Source organism: Virgibacillus kekensis (genome assembly GCF_042654125.1).
Taxonomy (GTDB): Bacteria; Bacillota; Bacilli; order Bacillales; family Amphibacillaceae; genus Lentibacillus; species Lentibacillus kekensis.
Map to the genome: position 1 here is coordinate 515008 of NZ_JBHSFU010000004.1, position 19188 is coordinate 534195.

At 37.9% G+C, this 19188-nt stretch carries 15 protein-coding genes and 4 pseudogenes; 2 read left to right on the forward strand and 17 right to left on the reverse strand.

Annotated features, from left to right (window positions below):
* Nucleotides 1-31 precede the first annotated feature (31 nt).
* The gene (locus tag ACFO3D_RS06785; RefSeq protein ID WP_390294110.1) at nucleotides 32-2005 is read left to right on the forward strand and encodes a TRAP transporter permease; all 1974 of its coding nucleotides are present in this window, start codon (nucleotides 32-34) and stop codon (nucleotides 2003-2005) included.
* A 253-nt stretch (nucleotides 2006-2258) separates the two neighbouring features.
* On the opposite strand, the pseudogene ACFO3D_RS06790 reads toward ACFO3D_RS06785, so the two are convergent.
* From ACFO3D_RS06790 to ACFO3D_RS06840, 11 genes and pseudogenes are all read right to left on the reverse strand, one after another.
* Nucleotides 2259-2479 (reverse strand): annotated as a pseudogene (locus ACFO3D_RS06790) (family 1 glycosylhydrolase); the annotation flags it as partial.
* Nucleotides 2473-2715 (reverse strand): hypothetical protein, encoded by a 243-nt coding sequence (locus ACFO3D_RS06795; protein WP_390294112.1) that lies wholly within the window; start codon nucleotides 2713-2715, stop codon nucleotides 2473-2475. The pseudogene ACFO3D_RS06790 and the gene ACFO3D_RS06795, both read right to left, overlap by 7 nt.
* Before the next feature lie 215 nt (nucleotides 2716-2930).
* Entirely contained in the window at nucleotides 2931-4121 is a 1191-nt protein-coding gene (locus ACFO3D_RS06800; protein ID WP_390294114.1) for a CaiB/BaiF CoA transferase family protein, read from the reverse strand.
* Between the two features lie 29 nt (nucleotides 4122-4150).
* Nucleotides 4151-4627: a MaoC family dehydratase gene (locus ACFO3D_RS06805; protein WP_390294116.1), complete on the reverse strand. Its 477-nt coding sequence runs from the start codon at nucleotides 4625-4627 to the stop codon at nucleotides 4151-4153.
* A 16-nt stretch (nucleotides 4628-4643) separates the two neighbouring features.
* Nucleotides 4644-5519 (reverse strand): HpcH/HpaI aldolase/citrate lyase family protein, encoded by an 876-nt coding sequence (locus ACFO3D_RS06810; RefSeq protein ID WP_390294118.1) that lies wholly within the window; start codon nucleotides 5517-5519, stop codon nucleotides 4644-4646.
* A gap of 30 nt (nucleotides 5520-5549) precedes the next feature.
* Entirely contained in the window at nucleotides 5550-6836 is a 1287-nt protein-coding gene (locus ACFO3D_RS06815) for a TRAP transporter large permease (RefSeq protein ID WP_390294120.1), read from the reverse strand.
* Nucleotides 6837-6840: 4 nt separating this feature from the next.
* Nucleotides 6841-7344 carry a TRAP transporter small permease gene (locus tag ACFO3D_RS06820; protein WP_390294122.1) on the reverse strand — a complete coding sequence of 168 codons (504 nt, stop codon included), beginning with the start codon at nucleotides 7342-7344 and terminating at the stop codon, nucleotides 6841-6843.
* A gap of 109 nt (nucleotides 7345-7453) precedes the next feature.
* The gene (locus tag ACFO3D_RS06825; protein WP_390294124.1) at nucleotides 7454-8500 is read right to left on the reverse strand and encodes a TRAP transporter substrate-binding protein; all 1047 of its coding nucleotides are present in this window, start codon (nucleotides 8498-8500) and stop codon (nucleotides 7454-7456) included.
* Between the two features lie 57 nt (nucleotides 8501-8557).
* A complete protein-coding gene (locus ACFO3D_RS06830; RefSeq protein ID WP_390294126.1) occupies nucleotides 8558-8908 on the reverse strand; it encodes a cupin domain-containing protein in 351 nt (116 codons plus the stop codon).
* Nucleotides 8909-9072: 164 nt separating this feature from the next.
* Nucleotides 9073-9834: an IclR family transcriptional regulator gene (locus ACFO3D_RS06835; RefSeq protein ID WP_390294128.1), complete on the reverse strand. Its 762-nt coding sequence runs from the start codon at nucleotides 9832-9834 to the stop codon at nucleotides 9073-9075.
* Between the two features lie 557 nt (nucleotides 9835-10391).
* A pseudogene (locus ACFO3D_RS06840) lies at nucleotides 10392-10895 on the reverse strand (YjiH family protein); the annotation flags it as partial.
* 707 nt (nucleotides 10896-11602) lie between these two features.
* On the opposite strand from ACFO3D_RS06840, the gene ACFO3D_RS06845 reads away from it, so the two are divergent.
* On the forward strand, nucleotides 11603-11992 hold the full coding sequence (locus ACFO3D_RS06845; RefSeq protein ID WP_390294130.1) for a helix-turn-helix domain-containing protein: 390 nt from the start codon (nucleotides 11603-11605) through the stop codon (nucleotides 11990-11992).
* A 430-nt stretch (nucleotides 11993-12422) separates the two neighbouring features.
* Here the strand turns inward: ACFO3D_RS06845 and istB are convergent, their stop codons facing one another.
* From istB to ACFO3D_RS06875, 6 genes and pseudogenes are all read right to left on the reverse strand, one after another.
* Entirely contained in the window at nucleotides 12423-13142 is a 720-nt protein-coding gene (gene istB / locus ACFO3D_RS06850; protein ID WP_390294132.1) for an IS21-like element helper ATPase IstB, read from the reverse strand.
* Nucleotides 13126-14635: pseudogene (gene istA, locus ACFO3D_RS06855) on the reverse strand (IS21 family transposase). The gene istB and the pseudogene istA overlap by 17 nt, the downstream one beginning before the upstream one ends.
* A gap of 607 nt (nucleotides 14636-15242) precedes the next feature.
* Nucleotides 15243-16268, reverse strand: coding sequence for an SDR family NAD(P)-dependent oxidoreductase (locus tag ACFO3D_RS06860; RefSeq protein ID WP_390294134.1), 1026 nt, complete (start codon nucleotides 16266-16268; stop codon nucleotides 15243-15245).
* A pseudogene (locus ACFO3D_RS06865) lies at nucleotides 16249-17618 on the reverse strand (UDP-glucose dehydrogenase family protein). Before ACFO3D_RS06865 ends, ACFO3D_RS06860 begins: the two are co-directional and overlap by 20 nt.
* Before the next feature lie 57 nt (nucleotides 17619-17675).
* Entirely contained in the window at nucleotides 17676-18686 is a 1011-nt protein-coding gene (locus ACFO3D_RS06870) for a Gfo/Idh/MocA family protein (protein WP_390294136.1), read from the reverse strand.
* 31 nt (nucleotides 18687-18717) lie between these two features.
* Complete coding sequence (locus ACFO3D_RS06875) at nucleotides 18718-19128, reverse strand: DegT/DnrJ/EryC1/StrS family aminotransferase (protein ID WP_390294138.1); 411 nt, start codon at nucleotides 19126-19128, stop codon at nucleotides 18718-18720.
* Between the last annotated feature and the right edge of the window lie 60 nt (nucleotides 19129-19188).

The window sequence follows — 19188 nt, forward strand, 5'->3', positions numbered from 1 at the left end:
TTATCTCCCATTAATGAATAGAGGTGAATCGATGAGTGAAAAAATAAACACAGTAAATGCTGAGGAAATATTGGAGAAATATGATAAGGAAAGTCACTTTCGCGTAAAGATTGGTAAATGGGCGTGGGTAGTTACTTTGCTTGGTGTATCGTTAACACTTTTTCACTTATATACCGGGTACTTTGGTACTCTGCCTTCCCAAAAGCAGGGTGCCATACACCTCGGCACTGCATTGGGGATAATATTTCTTTTGTTTCCGGCCAAAAAAGGATTACAAAAGAAACAAGCTACCGTCCCCTGGTATGATGTTATTTTGGCTTTTACTGCTATGTATGTAACTTATCATAAAGTAATTTTCTTTGGTCCTATTTTACAAAGCCGAATATCTGGTTATAGTACCATTGACATTATCATTGCCATCTTAGGTATGGTTTTAGTGTTAGAAGCAACACGAAGAACAGTAGGGCTACCGATTGTCATTGTCGGAACCGCTATGCTTCTATATGCGGTCTTCGGAAATTATATCCCTACGCAAATATTATCCCACCCCGGATTTTCTATTAGCCGGGTAAGTACAGATTTATGGTTTCAAGAAAGTGGCGTATTTGGAACACCAATTCAAATTTCAGCTAAATATATCTATTTATTCCTATTCTTTGGAGTACTGCTTATACACACCAATATAGGTAAAATTTTTAATGATATGGCCTTTGCTTTAACTGGACGACTTACGGGAGGAACTGCAAAAGCAGCGGTTGCTGCCAGTGCCATGCAGGGAATGGTTTCCGGGAGCTCGGTTGGAAACACCGTTGCGTCCGGATCCTTCACTATTCCCATGATGAAAAAAGCTGGATTTAAACCTGAATTTGCAGCTGCAACTGAAGCATCAGCATCTACGGGTGGCCAAATTATGCCACCATTAATGGGAGCGGCAGCTTTTATTATGATGGAATACCTTGGTGTCCCATATTCCACCATTATGCTGGCAGCAGCAGTTCCGGCATTATTATATTTTACCGGAGTTTTTATTGGAACCCACTTTGAAGCAAAGAAATTAAACATTCTGGGATTACCAAAATCGGAATTACCAGTTTTTCGTAAACTGATCCTACGATACGGATATTTGCTAATCCCGCTTTTTATGATTATTGGAACCATTTTAGTAGGGTTTAGCCCACAACGTGCTGCTTTATTAGGTATTGTTTCAGCATTCCTCGTAAGTTTTGCACGTAAAGAAACACGCATGTCCTTACGAAAGATAGTCACTGTGCTTGAAGAGGGCGCAAGAGTAGCATTACCGGTTATTGCAGCAGTTGCCACCGCAGGTATTATTGCTGGTGTTATAAGTATTACAGGGCTGGGTTCAAAATTTGCTGCGGGAATTTTGGCACTATCGAACGGATACTTAATCTTAGCCTTAATATTCACCATGATTGCCTGTATCATTCTTGGGATGGGGCTGCCAACAACTGCAAACTATGTAGTTACGGCAACCGTAGCTGCACCGGCATTAATTAATGAATTCGGATTAGTCCCAATCGCAGTGCACATGTTTGTGTTTTATTTTGGAATTGTTGCTGATATTACACCTCCAGTTTGCTTAGCAGCATACGCGGGTGCAGGGATTGCAAGAGCAAATCCTTTTAAATCAGGGGTAACGGCTGTCAAATTGGCGATTGCGGCTTTTATTATACCCTACATCATCATCTACAATCCTATTCTGGTATTAGAAGATGTTACGCCATTAAAATTTGTATTAGCTATCACCACAGCGATAATTGGAATGGTAGGTCTCAGCAGTGCCATGATCGGCTATTTTGTTAAAAAATCAACAATGTGGCAACGTTTGATCATGTTTGTGGCAGGTCTAATGATGATTACGCCAAATATTATTAGCAGTTTAATCGGAATCACTCTAATGGGAGTCATTTGGGCTATACAAAAGCGATTCAACGATGATTCAGATACTATACAAAGGACTCCTTCTTCACAGGTAAATGCTTAGCTTAATTTGATGGTGTTACTCCTTTCTATGGGGATTGGATTTTATGGAAGGATAGATATTGTATTGCAAATATATAAAAGGATGGCGACGGTTCTTGTGTATTCCAAAAATTTTACAATAAGATCAGTAAACACAAGAACCATCCCCACGCTTCTCAATGTCTTTGAAAATGACCTTTCCCTGAATTATCAATCCTCTCCAAATACAAACCACCCGAGAACATGTTTCTTCCCGGGTGGTTTATCCTTACAGCTTATTCACCTAAATTTTCGCCATTGGACGCAATAACATCTTTATACCAGTAGAACGAATCTTTTTTGTATCGTTCCAGGCTTCCATTTCCTTTGTCATCTTGATTGACATAAATAAATCCGTAGCGTTTTGACACTTGTGATGTACCGCAGCTAATTAAATCAATACCCATGAGGTGTACCCCATTAGTTCAACGCCATCCTTGATTGCTTCTTTCATTTGAATAAATGGGACTCGCCTATTGACCCAATTGGTCTGCAAATTTCATTAAACAGATTATATGTATCGCTATCAATTATCATTGTTCCTTGCAGAAAATGGATTAGGAGCTCGAGATGAGTTGACCGAAGATGGACAAATTCATGATCCGCACCATATCGATTATTATCTTCCTCATAACCTACTATTTGGCTAGGAATAGCCTTTTTCTCCAGGTCACCCAAATCAACACCTGCCAAGCCAGCCAACTCGCTGCAAGACTAATACTGGATTTGATAGGGTTTATATTGAAAGAGAAGGAATAAAATCTCAATAATTAAAATCGTATAATGCTTTTGTTACAAAGAGAATACAATTTAAAAAAAGGAATCTGCCTTTCAAAAGAGTTAAAGGCAGATTCTAATTTATTCATATAATGGTAGAAGTATCAAATTATATTTTTCATTTAACGCACCTATATATATTGTGGTCCCTGCTCTAAAATTCCCTCAATTTCTTTCTCGTCATATCCCATTTCCCTCAGTATCGCTTCACTGTGTTCACCCAAACGAGGAGCTAATCGCCTTGTATCAGTAGCAGTAGCGGAAAAACTTGCAGGGAATCTAATATTTTTTATCTTCCCTTCTGTCGGATGTTCCACTTCTTCAAAATAATTAATTGCATCTAGGTGAGGGTCATGAAATAAATCTTCAGGTCTATTCACCCTTACACAGGGAATATCACCCTGTTCCAACAAAGTAAGCCATTCCTCTGTTGTTCTGGTCTCCATGATATCTTCCACTGTTTTGTACACAAAATCTATATGCTGGGTTCTCGCATGAATATCCTTAAATCTAGCATCATCTTTTAGGTGTTCTTTCCCCGACACTTCAAAAAAAGAAAGCCATTGTTTATCATTGTACATCATCGCACTTATATAACCATCAGATGTTCGGTATGGTTTTCTGTACGGTGAAGCCGCTCTCGGGTAAATCGAGTTACCTATAGGAGGAGAAAAAGTTTCCCCGTACATATGCTCAATCATAGAAAATGAGACCATTGACTCAAACATTGGCACTTCTATTTCCTGTCCTTCTCCTGATCGTTCTCTATGCAGTAGTGCAGCAATAATGGCGTTGGATCCAATTAATCCAGTTGTTTTATCCGCCATCAAGGACGTTAAATATTGTGGTTCTCCTGCCATCTCTCCTTGTACGGCTGCTATACCTGATCCTGCTTGGATAATATCATCATAAGCAGGTCTAGCCCGATACGGTCCATCTTTACTGAATCCGTAGAGTCCGCAATAAATAATCTTCGAATTAACCTCTAATATGTCATCGTATGCCAATCCTAATTTTTTCATGGTATGCGGTCTAAGTGAATGAACAAAAACATCACTTTCTTTTAGTAACTTTAAAAGTACATTCTTCCCCTTTTCGCTTTTCAAATCTAGCGTAATGCTTCTTTTATTTCTATTTAAATTTAGGAACATACTTCCCATACCCTTGTTTCGCGAAGGGCCTATATATCGAGTCGAATCTCCAGATGGGCGTTCAACTTTTATAACATCTGCACCCATATCACTTAACAACATGGTACAATAGGGACCCATCAATACTGAGGAGAAATCCACGACTTTAAGATGACTTAGTGGTCCACTCAAGTTATCCCTCCTAAATAATCAATTCTTTCTTATGATGTCTGTAGTTCTTTGCTATCTTTCTTTAGCATTAAACCTACCCGTTTAACATTTGCAACTAGTTTGTCATATTGGTTGTAGCCCCTGTGTTCAAACCATACTATTCCAGCATTTTTCCTCGACTTAGATTCCCTTTTATCAACTATTTCTGTTTTTCCATATAGCGTATCCCCAATCTTAACAGGGGCAGGAAATACTATATTTTCAAATCCCAGATTTCCTTGAGTAGTTCCTAAGGTCAAATCACTTACACTCACCCCGACCACAAAGGATAACGTAAATAGACTATTAACGACTCTCTCACCATAAAAGGTGTTTCTGGCATATTCTTCATCCAAATGTAGAGGTTGAGTATTATGCGTTAATGTCGTAAACAGTAAATTGTCAGTTTCTGTTACAGTTCTGGTGATACCGTGTTCATATACATCCCCAACATTTAATTCTTCAAAATACTTCCCATGGCCCATCATAATCCCCCCTTATGAATTAACTATAGATTTTGCTTGCATAATCCAACACGCGTCTTGCGGTTTTTATATGGGCAGCATCAATATGATTCCCATCATAAATAACTGCATTTAATCCCGATTCTTCAGCTTTCTCGAATTCGATTAACATGCCTCTGTAATAGTCGATTTCCTCTACGGTCGGAGAATATATATCATTTACAATAGGTACGTTAGATGGATGTAACACCATCTCCCCATCATAACCAAGTTGCCTGTTAAAGGAAGCACTTTTCTTTAACCCTTCAAGGTTATGTACCTCCTGCCACAATCCACCAATCGGAATTACATTTGCTGCTCGTGCTGCCAGAACAATTTTGGACCGATAGTAAAGCGTTTCAAATCCTTGCGGAGTCCATTGATAATTTATTGAGCGTTGAATATCCCCGTCTTTTGCTGTAAGTCCGGCAATACCTATGACTCTGTCCTTTAACCCAATTTCATATGCCAAGTATAAAGAACGAGCAGATTCCAAGGTTGGTATTAATTTCACACTTCCGACTGGTAAGTTTTTAACCTTCTCAATTTCTGCAATTTGACTCGAAACTTCTTCAATATCTTCAGGACCATTTACTTTTGGTAGTACTAATCCTTCTAAATCTTGCTGAATAACTGCATGAAGATCTTTTTGAGAGTATACAAAGGCCTCTTTGTTAATGCGTACATAAACTTTCTGTTGTTGAGCAGCTAAAACTGATATAGAATTTAATACATTCTCCCTCGCTTCGTCTTTATTGACAAGGGGAACACTATCCTCTAAATCTAATATAATATTGTCTGATTCATAGTTTGCCAGTTTATTAAACCATCTCTTATTAGACCCTGGAACAAACAAAAAGGTTCGAAAAAGGCTCATTTCACTTACCTCCCATATAGATTAAAGTTCTTACATTTTTCCTGGTAACCACGTCGAAAGTATTGGGAAAAGAATCAATATTGCCAACACTAATAAGTCCATCAATACAAACCAAACGACTCCCTTAAATCCCTCCGAAGCTTTCAGGCCAGAAGCACCTGATGCGACAAAGACATTCATCCCCAATGGCGGCGTAACCAACCCTATTTCAGCAGTTTTGGTGACAATGATTCCAAACCAGATTGGATTGAAACCAAGCGATATTATTATTGGAAAAGTTAATGGAAGCGTTAGAATTAAAATGGCCAATTGATCCATAAATAGCCCCAAAATCAGATAAATGAATACAATTAATAACAAGATTACATATCGTGAAACTTCCATTCCTTCAACGAGCATCACAAGCTGCTGAGTTATTTGTGTTATTGTTAAAAAATAACCGAAAATATGAGCGCCTATAATAATCGTTAGAATCATCGTAGAAGACTTTATTGCATCATTTAGTGCCGAGTTTATCTTTGCAAAGGTAAATCTTCCCATGAAGAGAATTACCAGAAAAGTAATTAATGCGCCAACAGCTCCAGCTTCAGTGGCTGTAATGAATCCACTGTATATCCCACCTAGTACAGCAATTATTATAACTAACATAGGCCATACAGTTTTAAGTGAGGATATCCTTTCCTTTATTGTTGGTTTTATATCTATTTTCGGAGCAACTTCAGGTTTAACTTTTACCCAAATGAAAATGACGATAATGTAACCTAAAGCAGTTAAAATACCCGGTATAATACCGCTGATTAATAGAGCACCTACACTGGTCTCGGTTAGGATTCCATAAAGTATTAATACAATACTAGGTGGTATCATACATGCTAGTGTTCCCGAAATACTTACTACGCCTAAAATAAAAGGTGTTTTATGATTGTATTTCTTCATTTCAGGCCCGACAGAACTTGCCATAGTAGCAGCTGATGCTTGACTTGAGCCGGAAACTGCACCCAAAACTGCCCCGGCAAATACGGTTGCAATCCCCAAACCTCCTGGCAATCTACCGAGCCACTTATAAGCAGCGTTTATGAGATCCTTCATTATTCCACTGACTGTCATAAATGAAGCCATCAATATAAACATAGGGATGGCACTCAACAGAAAGCTTTTTACACTCGCATATGGGGCAGTGAGTAAAATACCCGTAAAAGAATCCCATCCCCCGGCAAGAATCAATCCGACTGATCCGGAAATCCCGATTGCAAATGCGACTGGCATACCAAATATCAGAAATAAAGCCAGCAATAACAATGGTATAAAAATAGTCAAGATTTCATTCCCCCTTCAAAACACTCCCTGTTCCTTTCATATTTATGCATAGTAGGATCAATCTTACTGAAAATAAGAATGCACCAATCGGAACCCATATATATGACAACCATAAGGGAAATGAAACTATTCCTGATTGTGTAAGATCTTTTGCCCAGGCCTCAATCGTAATTTGCATCCCATAGTATCCAATGAAAAACATCCAAACCGCTGCTATCAGGTAGTAAAAGAAATTCAACTTCATTTGCACACTTTTAGCTAATCGATCTATTACAATATCCAAACGGATATGGCCGCCTATCTTCATGACATAGCTCATACTAAGGAAAATAGTAATCATCATTAGGTACATTTCTACAAATTCATACGTTCCGACTATTGGACTATTAAAAAAATATCTGCCTATCGCATCAGATGAAACAAGGACCATCATTGCAAATAATCCACATTTGGATATAAATAAAGAAGCACGTTCTACCTTATCGAAAATGCTATTTATTTTTTTCATACAAACTCCTTTCTGGGAAAAGGGATCATCCTTAATATTTAAATAAAGAGAGGGTAAATTTAAGGAAATTACCCTCTTTATTTCTCACTTACACAATATTAATTTGTCATTATTCACTTATTTCTTCTTTAAATTTATTATATTTTTCTATTGCCTTGTTCGCAGGAATACCCCGACTTTCTAGGTCTTCCGCCCATCTATCCCAAACCGGTTCTAATGCTTTGTCCCATTTTTTAAGTTCTGCTTCCTCAAGCATCACAATTTCCATCTGTGAACTGAACTCTTTTCTTAGTTCTTTATTCTTCTCATCCAATAATTTAGAGAGATGATCCATTGTTTCCTGGCCTGCTTTTTGGATAGCCTTCTTTACATCGTTTGGCAATTCCTGATATACTTTCTGATCAATGGAGTAAACCACATTAAAGCTCCCAAGTCTTGCATTTCCTGTTGAATATTCTATAATCTCTTGCATTTGATAAGGTTTAAAGCTGGTGAATGGGAATACAACTCCATCCACAGTCCCTCTTTCAAGAGCGGTATATGCCTCTGGAGCTGCCATAAACGTTGGAGAAGCACCTAATTCATCAAGGCTGAATTCCATAGTGCCTGTTGCTCGCATTTTTAAATCTTTAACGTCTTCCAAACTATCAACCTTTTTATCCTTGGTTGCTATTTGATACTGTGGTATCGGTACAGCCCACAAAGGACGAAGATTATTTGGCTTATATTCTTCCTCAATCAGCATACCCTCCATTAATTTCCAGAATATCTTTGTTCCTTCCTGGGAGGTACTATAGGCTCCTGGTAGGGTAGGTACTTCGGTTAATGGTAATTTGTCTGTCGCATATGATGTATATCCGATATCTATTGTTCCTGATTGAATTAAATTCAAAAAGTCCCCTGCTTTACCTATTTGCTCTGCCGGGAAGTATTCAAATTCTACTTTATTGTTAGTGAGTTCCTCCACCCTATCCATAAAATAAACAATACCTTCACTGGACAGTAGATTTGTAGTTGGAAATGAATCCGCTACCTTCAATTTAATTTTGTCACTACCTTCTGCTTGGCTGCTCGACGAGCTATCACCACATGCAGCCAAAATGACACCACAGAATGTTAAAACTAAACAAACAATCATAAACTTTCTTGTCATCATGATCTCTACCTCCTACTTATTTTTAATGAAAGGGTTTACATTTTCTAACAAAAATAACTACCTTCCCCTCTTACCCGGGCTATAAATTAAAACAAATTTCAACGTCCCCTTGCCTGCATTCCTTATATCGTGTGTCACCTTTTTGGGAATGATCACGGAATATCCAGGGGTTAATTCCGCTTCGTCTTCCCCAATTTTCGCATACATCCTCCCCTCAAGAATGTACATAAGTTGTTCAATATCATCATGTGAATGGGGTACTGCCCCTCCTCCTTCCTTCATTTCTCCGATAATCATTTCTACATTGTTTATCCCATCCTCCTTACTGACCATCCTTCTGTTATTTGTAAAATCATGATTTGGCGGTATGTAACTAGTAATTTCACTCTCATGTTTCCAATACTTCATTCGCTCCTCCTCTTTCTATGTGGGTAATTTTATTCCACTGGATGGAATAGCATTCCAATACTGAAGGAAAAAAATAAATCCAATTTCTAATAATTGAATTTTTCTAACTATAACATACACCTTTTGAAGTTTCAATAAATTGTTTAAAATATCTACAAATATTCTTATTTATCAATATGCTCATTGTATCCTATAGCATATGAGATTTCGCTAGCCGTCTTCTTTGTATGATGGACAATGAATTCCTTTTGAGACGCTTCAAAACTGTTAACTGGAATAACAGTGATTATACTACCTATAACTTTGTGTGAAACATCAAAAACAGGAACCCCAATACTTAGAGCACCTTTTTTACGTTCGTTGGCAGTCATTGCATAACCCTCATTGCGGATTACTTCCAATTCCCTACTTAAATTTCTTATCTCATGATTGCCCAGTTCCAAATTACTAATTAGCGATTCTCTCTCTTCCTGACTCAAATGGGATAGGATCGCTTTACCGCTCGCAGCTATATGTACAGGTTGTAAAACCCCTATGTCAAGAATGTATTGTAAAGCATTGGAGCTTTGTACACTTTCAACAAAAGATAACTTCTTATATTGAGGGTGATATAGAGCTAAATAAACAGCTTGGTCTACTGTCTTAGCCAAATTTTTTAAAAAGGGTTTAGCAACATCCTTGATTTTAACTCTTGACGATACAATTGATGATAATCGAATCATTTCTTCACCAATAGTATACTTTCCTGTTGCTGAAGATACATTTAGTATATTTTCTTCTTTAAGGATACTAAGATGACGATGTAACGAACCCACCGGAATGTTTACATAGCGAGATAATTCATTCACCCCCCACTCCATTTTCACATCGGTGAATGCTCTTAGAATGGTAATTGTTTTTGAAATCAGATTCGTATTTTGTTTCAACTTATTACCTCCATTGAAAAATCTTTAAACTTTATTAATCATTATGTCTTATATAAAAAAATAGCACAAGGCCGATTAAGTTATTTATTTAGATTGCATTCAAAAATATAAATGAATAAAGATTGCCCTATATAAAACCACCCTCGACATCTTGTTAACAAAGAATTCACCTTGTGGTGCCAATACATTTACCAACCATTAAAAAAACTACAGATTGTTAGTTTAACAAACTGCAGAGCATTTCTTACAAGAAGTTTTAATTCGATCTACAATGTTAGCTTCCCAATTATGAGCGTTCGCAAGTTAGTGAATCTATATAAAACCATTTATCAGAAGTCAGTACGCAAAGAAACATTTTCACGTATACCGTCATGAAATTTTTTGGATCTGAACTATTAGAAAAGAGGAAAATCTACCTCTTTACTTACTTTCATACCTGGAAAACTTAGAACTCAGTTGTTAGGCATTGTATATTATCAATATCAATTTAAACATTAATTGCGAAAAAAACAGTCAAATATTAAAGGTCACCCTAGAGTGGCCCCATCTAGAAAACTTCACAACAACAAATAAGCAATCGGTGTAACGATAATATAGTAAGAATTGTACGCTCCACCCATATGACTAGCAGTTTTGGAATGTTGATTGGTATATCCGTCGATAAAATACATGGCACCAAGCTGAGAAGAAGGTTATTGCTGATACAGATAGTACCGCAACAACAACTTGGTAACCAAGGAAGCCTCCACTACGAGCAATGCCGGCAGGAACATTTCAGCTATTTCAATAGCTGCAGTCTTGGCTGCAAGCAACGGTTCAGGTAGGGCTATTGTGAAAGGGTAGAAAATATAACCCAGGATATCAAAGACAGGTGTATAGGTGGCAAGAACCAATCCCAATAAACCAACCGATAAAATGGATGGGAGTATAGCCGCTGCCATAATAAATCCATCTTTAAGATTGACCCAGATATTTTTAAAAAGTGGTAAAGAATTATCCGCTGTGTTCATAGCCTGACTCCAAGCCTCTTTAATCCTGTTACCCTCAATTTTCTTTTCCGGAAAGAAAAAGACATAGTGGAGGATAATAAACCCTATGTATCTTCTTAATTGATATGATATATATGCGTCCCTTAACAAGAACGATCCTGATTTATCATTTCCGCCATTTTTTGCTGCATCATTCAATTGAAATAACTGGCAAGCAAACCGTGATCAGGTTGAAATTCATTGTAAAGCTTCCATTTCAAATAAAGGCTATCCCGATACCCTTCTATATTCATCGACTGAGTGACAAATTTATTTTTGTAATAAAGCATTCTTCGTTGATTTTGTGAAAATAATCTGCATGACTTATCAGTAGCTTTTCCTTCAATTCTTTTATCCCCTTTCCATTGGCTTCCCTATGCCAGGTATGGATAACGCTCTATAATCCTGAAGTAGATATCCATATCCTTTATGGGCCAACTGTAACCGCTATCAAAACAACCAATATAGAAAACAGTGTTCAGGTAATTAAGCGTTACAACGTCATTCCTCTTAAAGAAGACCTTGCAACTTGGACATTTTATAAGATGTCGCATGAAACTCACTCCCAACCATTTCAACCCCCATATACAGTTTAATTCCAATCTATTCCAACCTCGCAAATACACAACAATATAGTTTATTATTAATGAATTTACAAATTTTGAACACATTTATTATGTTTTTATAATTTCCAGTGTTCCCCTGTGTTACTTTCTATGCGATAGAAGGGGGAATATGGGATGGAAGGATTTGGCAGAAGGTTGGAAAATGAACGCGAGATAAAGGGATACACCAAAAGAGGGGGAAGTAAGATTCTTGGATTCTCTGAAAATGTATTCGGCACTTACGAACGTGAGGAAGCTAGTCATTCCCTGGATACTCTGCAAAAGGTATCAAAGCTATTTGATGTTTCAATTGATTATCTCATAACAGGTAAAGAATTCTCCCCTAATGCTGGTAGAGCTGTATCCTATCAATCATTTAAAGAAGTGCTCAATGTTTTCCATAAATATAATATTAAAGATTCATACATTCTAAAGAAAAACGATTGGAGGTTGCTAGAAAAAGAAGAAGTGATAGAGTTGAGTAAACACTTTGATTGGGTTGCGCATAAAGCAAAGAATAAGTAAGGGTTTTTTGATAAGGCTACAAGTTTTCCTGGTAACACCCAAAGATGATATTTAGCTTCTATGCTTCCTATACCCAACAGAAACAACAAAGTCCATTTAATTATTCTCTAGTGAAAATACTGATAAAAAACTCCAATACAATAAATTTGCACATATATGCTTCTTCATGATATAGGAGGGCGGATTAGTGATGTCTTGATTGGGTCAAATTCATGTCCGAGATGGATCAAAAAGATGACCTTACTGGATCAATTAAATGGCTGTAAGCATTCACAAGAGGTTGGCGCCCAGATTCCTCTAAGCTCCACACAGGAATGAGAAATTCTTCAATCCATCGCTCGGGCACCTCTTCTTCCAGCGGACATGTATTTGGCAAGTAAAAAATGTATGAATTGGCAATTAAAATTGTAACCACATTGCCACCTCTAATTTATTCATTTAGTAATGATTCCTTATATCGGAAACTATCTCCGGTAAATAAAAGTAAATGCGAATGATGAATCAGTCGATCAATGACTGCTTCCGTTAGTACAGGGTCTCCAAATACATGGTTCCACTGCCCAAACTGTAAGTTAGTGGTTATGATGATACTCTTCCTCTCATAGCACATGGAGATAACCTGGAAGAGAAGCTCTGCCCCCTCTTTATGGAGAGGGATATATCCGAGTTCATCTAAAACCAATAAATCCAGTTTCTCAATTTGCTTCATCAGCTTTGTTAGACTGCCCTGCTGGTTAGCGTCCAACAACTTGTTCACCAATTGGGCCACCGTAAAGAACTTCACCCGATTGCCAAACCTATGTATGGCATTCAAACTGATCAACGTTGCCAGGTAGGTCTTGCCTGTCCCGACCCCGCCGTATAGAATTAAATTCTCCTTCTCTTTAATGAAGTCCCCATTTAACACGTACTCCCGATCGATCCCTTGAGGGATTTGAATATGTTCCCATTGAAACGGAGCGTGTCCCGTTTTGGGGAGCTGTGCCTGACTTAATAGTAAATTAACTTTCCTTTCCTCGCGATGCTGCACTTCCTTTTCAAATAGCTTCAAAAGGTACTCCTGATTACTTGTAGCTTCGATGGCATGGTAATTCTCCCTAATCCAGCTTAGTTTCAATCGCTTGGCGTATGCCTCAATTTGATCGGTCATCTGCCGCACCTCCTTGTTGGAGGAGTGAGTCATAATGAGACAGCCCACGTGTTATGTCCGGCACTTTTGGCAGGGACATATTAAGTTTGATTGCTGTATGAGGGGTCTCTTGATTCATCAAAGAATAGAAGCAATGCTTGATTTGGTCGGCGCTCGGATGGCCGTGCACGGAAGCAATTCTTAATGCCTCGTTTAATAAACTGAAGTCTTCATTCTTTAACAGCTGCCCCAGTAATCGTAAGATTTCTTTTTGCTCCGGCTCCGTACAACTATTCAAATGATCCGTCCATATTTTCGGAAAATGCTCATACAGGCTGGAATACTTAATGGCTCTGGGCCTCTTGGATAGTAATGTAAGATAAGGCTGCCATATCATCGAACGCTTTCTGACCCCATACAGTCTGGAGTGTCTGACAATGACTTCCCCATTCTCATCCACGATGATTACACGGTTATAGGAAATACTAACCCTTACCCTCTGCTTCGCAAATCTAGGGGAAGTAGAATAGTGCTTTCCATCCACGGATACCATTCCGCATTTGTCAGCCTTCAGATCCATACGAAGAGCACACTCAAAGGATTTATCGGGAAGAGCCAACCATTTATCCTGATCTTCCTTAAACAGTGCCGTCTGTTTTATTTTCTTTTCGTAGTGGGGTCGATCGCGGTCTTCCTCCGCCGTTGTAACGTTTCGTTAAATTGGTCGAGTTCGGCAATGGTGTTCTCCGACAACAGAAAGTTATTCCTTATGTATTTCACCATCGCCTCCACATGGCCCTTTTCATTTCCCTTTCCTGGATTGCAGAACTCATAACTGAATCCGTAGTGAAGGACAAACCTCTCAAACATGTCGGTTAACTCCCTGTCACCCTTTGCCTTAATCTTCTTGACGGCAGGAGATAGATTGTCAAATCGAATAGTGTTAGCACGCCTCCCATATGGTGAAACATCCTTTTAAGTCCCTCTAATAGGCACTCTGTGTTTTCCGACGGAAAAACCTGAAAGTAAAAACTATTGCTGTAAGGAAAAGACATAACCAGATAAGGCAATTCAATGGTTTCTGATTGATACTTAAAAGGCGCTGTCCCAAAGTCAACCTGCGCAGTTCCGGGAAAGGATTCCAGAGGCAATGAAGCTTCCGTCACTTCCCCCTTGAGTTTCCGTTTCTGTTCAGCCACATAGTTTCTGACAGAACTTGCGGATCCTTTAAAACTATGAAACTTCTTTAGCTGCTGAAACATTCTTTCCGCAGTCCGGTGATACTTTCTCTTTTTCTTCAAATCCTCTCTAATCCATTTATCCAGAATGGGCTTCACCGGATCCATCACAGGTGAGGGACGGCTTTGTTTCTCCCTTTTCTTGAATTCTTCCTGATTGGCATACTTACGGACAGTGCGGGAATCTATCCCCATCCTTCTTCCCACGCTGGCATAAGTATCACCTTTCTGGTTTACTTCATGTCTGATATAATCAATTTGAGCCACTGCTAACATCTCCTAATAGCCTCCTGTCGAACGTTGTTGGTCCAACGAGGAGTTTAAAGTTATTTGGAGAGGTTGGCAAGTGGTTCTTTTTTTATGTAGGGGGGCGTAGCCCCCCTACATAAATTAAATGCCATTCCTTACATTATTAGTCTGCCATAAACAGCGGACAAACTAAATCTTTTCCTTTCGGCTAAGTCGATAATCTCCATTACCTTTTGACGAGAGTTGCCGGCACTCGCAGCAATACCTCTAAGACTGATTGCCCTCACCGTGTAATTCCAATACCGTACGTTAACGATTCATAAAAAATACCTCCTGCATAACAATGTTACGCCTCTAGGCATGCTCATTAATTATACAGAAGGTAAAGTGGTAAACAGCTTGTCAATCACTGGTACATTTTGTATCAATCGGTGGAAAAAAAGATGTCAAGGGTGGTACATTTCTTTGGCCTTAATCAGGGTGAAACTGGGATGACTAAAGCAAGGAGATTATGCCAAAATCCATATAATCCTCTTTGAGGTGAAAATGATACAGCGTATTTTACTAATTTAACGCACTAAACCATAAAACAACCCGCCAAGACACCAATTGGCCCAACGCGTTATTGGAGTATTTACATTACTTTATAATAATCCACATACCAATCAGCAAATTTCTGGAGTCCTTCTTCAATCGTAGTTTCCGGTTTAAAGCCCACAGCTTTCTGCAATTGATCTGTCGAAGCATAGGTAGCAGGTACATCGCCTGGCTTAATAGGTTCAAAAATCTTTTCAAATTGCACCTCTTTTCCTAAAGCTTTACTTAAAGCCTTTTCTAACGTTTTAATAAACACCATCAGTTTCTCTGGACTGTTATTTCCGATGTTGAAGACTTTATGTTGAACTTCACCTTCAGGTGGATGACTTAATAATCGTTCAATTCCCTCGACGATGTCCTCGATATAAGTAAAGTCTCGATAAAGATCATTTTCAAAATCGCCATTATTAAATATCTTAATTGGCTCACGTGCGAAATGCTTATTTGCAAATCCAAAATACGCCATATCTGGTCTACCCATAGGGCCGTAAACAGTAAAGAATCTTAGCCCTGTAGCCGGAATCTTGTAAAGGTGGCTATACGTATGAGCCATCAATTCATTTGATTTCTTTGTAGATGCATAAAGTGATACTGGATTATCAACAAAATCTGTTTCCTCAAATGGAACCTTTTTATTTGCACCATAAACTGAACTAGATGACGCATATATAAGATGATCCACTGGGTTATATCTGCAGGCCTCCAGTATATTATAAAAGCCAATGATATTGCTTTGAATATAGACATCCGGGTTCTCTATTGAATACCTTACTCCTGCTTGAGCAGCTAGGTTTACTACAACATTAGGCTTGTATTCTTCAAAGGTCTTCGTTACTATATCCTTGTCTGATATGTCACCTTTAATAAAAGTAAACTTCTCATAAGGTTCCAAATTCCCTAAACGAGTATGTTTAAGGTTCACATCATAGTAGTCATTGACGTTATCAATACCAATAACCCGGCAACCCTGTTCTAGTAGTCTTCTTGATAAGTAGTATCCAATAAAACCAGCTGCTCCAGTGATTAGGTATGTTTTATTAGGTTCAAGAGTTTTGTAATTCAAGATTCTTCGACTCCTTAGCTGCTTCTCTAATTGCAGGTTTTCTTCCGATTGAGTGATACTCTACTCCTGCTTCTTGCATATCTTCAACACGATAAATATTTCTGCCGTCATAAACTAAAGGAGTTCTCATTAACTTTTTATATGTTTCAGGCGTTAATGCTTTCACTTCCCCCCATTCAGTAAAGATAAAGCAGACATTCGCACCTTCTAATGCATGCTCGATATTTGCAACATACGTGATACTACCTTTTCCACTTTTACCTTCTGGATGAACTTTAGCAAAGTTCTCTGCTCCCACAGGATCATAAGCATAGATATCTGCACCTTGTTCTAATAATAAAGGCACATTCTCAAGAGATGCTGCCTCTCTTAAATCATCCGTTCCAGGCTTAAAGGTCAATCCCAACACTGCTACTTTAAGACCATTAAAGGTAATAAGCCTTTTACTAGCTTTCTTATATAGCATTGATTTTTGCTCTTTATTCACGTCAATAGCCGCTTTAACCGTTTTGAGCTCATAACTGTTCTGTTTAGCAATATACTCTAGCGCTTTTGTATCCTTAGGGAAGCATGACCCACCAAAGCCAATCCCTGCATTTAAGAACTTACTTCCAATACGCTCATCAAAGCTCATTCCCTTAGCTACATCTTGAATTTCCGCTCCAACCAATTCACAGAGGTTTGCGATATCGTTCATATAGGTTATCTTCAAAGCAAGAAAGTCATTTGAAGCATACTTAATCATTTCAGCAGATCTTCTATTCACTGAAACAATAGGTAAATGGAATGGTCCATAGATTTTTATAAGTAATTCTTCAGCCCATTCGCTTTCTGTTCCGATAATAATTCTTTCTGCATGTAGTGTGTCATGGACAGCAGAGCCCTGGGCCAAGAACTCAGGATTCGATGCAACTTCTACTTTAACGTCGTTGACTAAAAAGTCCTGAATAAACTGCTTAACTTTATCATTTGTTCCTACTGGAACTGTTGATTTAACAACAACCAGACAATCCTTTTCCACTGATTCCGCAATTTGTCTTGCAACAGTTGCGATGTAGGAAAGATTTGCAGAACCATCCGGTTGCTCCGGAGTACCAACACCTATAAAAATAGCATCCGCATCCTTGTATGCTGATTCGTAATCTGTAGTATAATCAATTCTTCCCTCAGCATAATTACTTTGCATTAGTTCTTGTAAACCTGTTTCGTAAATTGGGGAGATTCCCGATTTCATTTGATCTGCTTTTTTTCATCTATATCATCACAGGTTACTTGGTGTCCTACTTCAGCAAAACAAACGCCGGCAACTAAACCGACGTAACCTGTTCCAGCCACTGCTATTTTATACATTATTATACTATCCCCCTTTATTCTAAACTAATTAAGTAATAAAGTACTTTTGTCTCCTTAATAATAAACTGGTTGATTTATTTTCGCAGATTCATAGAAGGATAATACTAGTTTAAGAGCATTCTTACCGTCTACACCTGTTACCGCTGGATTACGATTTTCATTATTAGCATTAACCATGTCCTCAATAATCCACTGGTGACCTGGAGTTCCCCATGGATCTGCTTTAATACTTTCTTTCAACTCATTAATTTCGTAATCGGACATATCCATAATATCAAGATGTTCGAAGTATAATGCATTTGTACCACCAATTTTTACAGTTCCATTTTCACCAAATATTGTTAAAGATTCTTCATAATTTTTAGGGTACACAGTAGTTGAAGCCTCTACTGTTCCAATTGCGCCTGAATCAAATTTAATTGTTCCGACAGAGACGTCTTCAGCTTCTATATTCCTAAATCTTGTTGCTTCCATACTAAACACTTGTTCGGGATTTCCAATAAACCATAGTAATAAATCAAGATTATGAATTGCCTGATTCATTAAAACTCCACCATCATGTTGTTTAGTCCCTCTCCATGGAGCTTGATCATAATATTCCTGATTTCTGTTCCAATTCACAATGCAGCTTGCATGGCTAATTTTCCCTAATAAACCCCTGTCCATAATTTTCCTAAGCTCTTGAACAACCGGCCTAAAACGATTGGGATGAACCACAGCTAATTTCACATTATTGACATTACAAGCATCAATAATTTTATTAGTATCTTCAATCGTCATCGCAATTGGTTTTTCCACAATAATATGCTTTTTAGCTTCGGCTATTTGAACTGCAATGGAAGCATGGAAACCACTTGGTGTACAAATACAAACTACATCAATATCCTCTTTTTCTAGCACTTGTTCTAATTTAGTATAAGGCTTTGCATCATATTTTTCTTTGTAAAATTCCATAGTAGCGGGAACTTTATCGCATACTGCAACGAGCTTTGCAGCATCAATTTTATCAATTGATGTTGCATGTTTTTTTGCAATAAAGCCACATCCGACAATAGCAAAATTCATAATAAAACCTCTTTCCTTTACATTATTGTGCTTAAGCATTCCTAAATTCTTGTATTACATCACATACTTTTGTTATTTCTTCCTCTTTTAAATATGGATGCATTGGAAGAGAAAGAACAGTATCGCAAAGGTTATTTGTAACAGCCAATTCTGCCTCTTCGAATGGTAAATCTGTGAATGCCTGTTGACGATGCATTGGTTTAGTATAGTAAATCATACTTGGAATATCATTTTCTTTCAATTTAGCCTGGAGGTCATCTCGTTGTTCTTTTGATCTCAGTTTGATTGTATATTGAGCAAAACTAGAATAATAAGTTTCTGGAATAAAAGTTGTTTCTACAATACTTTGCAGTTTTTCACGACTAAAATGCCATACCTTTGTTCCTTCTCCAATCTTAACATTATCATCAATGTAACTACTTTCATGTACAAAATACTTCATAATAATTTCTCCTTATATATTCATTCCATATAATTAATTAAGGAAGAGGTCCCCATGGAA

Excerpts from the sequence above, each read along its gene's own strand:
- ACFO3D_RS06825 (WP_390294124.1), bottom strand. The coding sequence starts at position 8,500 with ATGATGACAAGAAAGTTTATGATTGTTTGTTTAGTTTTAACATTCTGT.
- ACFO3D_RS06820 (WP_390294122.1), bottom strand. The coding sequence starts at position 7,344 with ATGAAAAAAATAAATAGCATTTTCGATAAGGTAGAACGTGCTTCTTTA.
- ACFO3D_RS06805 (WP_390294116.1), bottom strand. The coding sequence starts at position 4,627 with ATGATGGGCCATGGGAAGTATTTTGAAGAATTAAATGTTGGGGATGTA.
- ACFO3D_RS06830 (WP_390294126.1), bottom strand. The coding sequence starts at position 8,908 with ATGAAGTATTGGAAACATGAGAGTGAAATTACTAGTTACATACCGCCA.
- ACFO3D_RS06785 (WP_390294110.1), top strand. The coding sequence starts at position 32 with ATGAGTGAAAAAATAAACACAGTAAATGCTGAGGAAATATTGGAGAAA.
- ACFO3D_RS06870 (WP_390294136.1), bottom strand. The coding sequence starts at position 18,686 with ATGAATTTTGCTATTGTCGGATGTGGCTTTATTGCAAAAAAACATGCA.
- ACFO3D_RS06810 (WP_390294118.1), bottom strand. The coding sequence starts at position 5,519 with ATGAGCCTTTTTCGAACCTTTTTGTTTGTTCCAGGGTCTAATAAGAGA.
- ACFO3D_RS06845 (WP_390294130.1), top strand. The coding sequence starts at position 11,603 with ATGGAAGGATTTGGCAGAAGGTTGGAAAATGAACGCGAGATAAAGGGA.
- ACFO3D_RS06875 (WP_390294138.1), bottom strand. The coding sequence starts at position 19,128 with ATGAAGTATTTTGTACATGAAAGTAGTTACATTGATGATAATGTTAAG.
- istB (WP_390294132.1), bottom strand. The coding sequence starts at position 13,142 with ATGACCGATCAAATTGAGGCATACGCCAAGCGATTGAAACTAAGCTGG.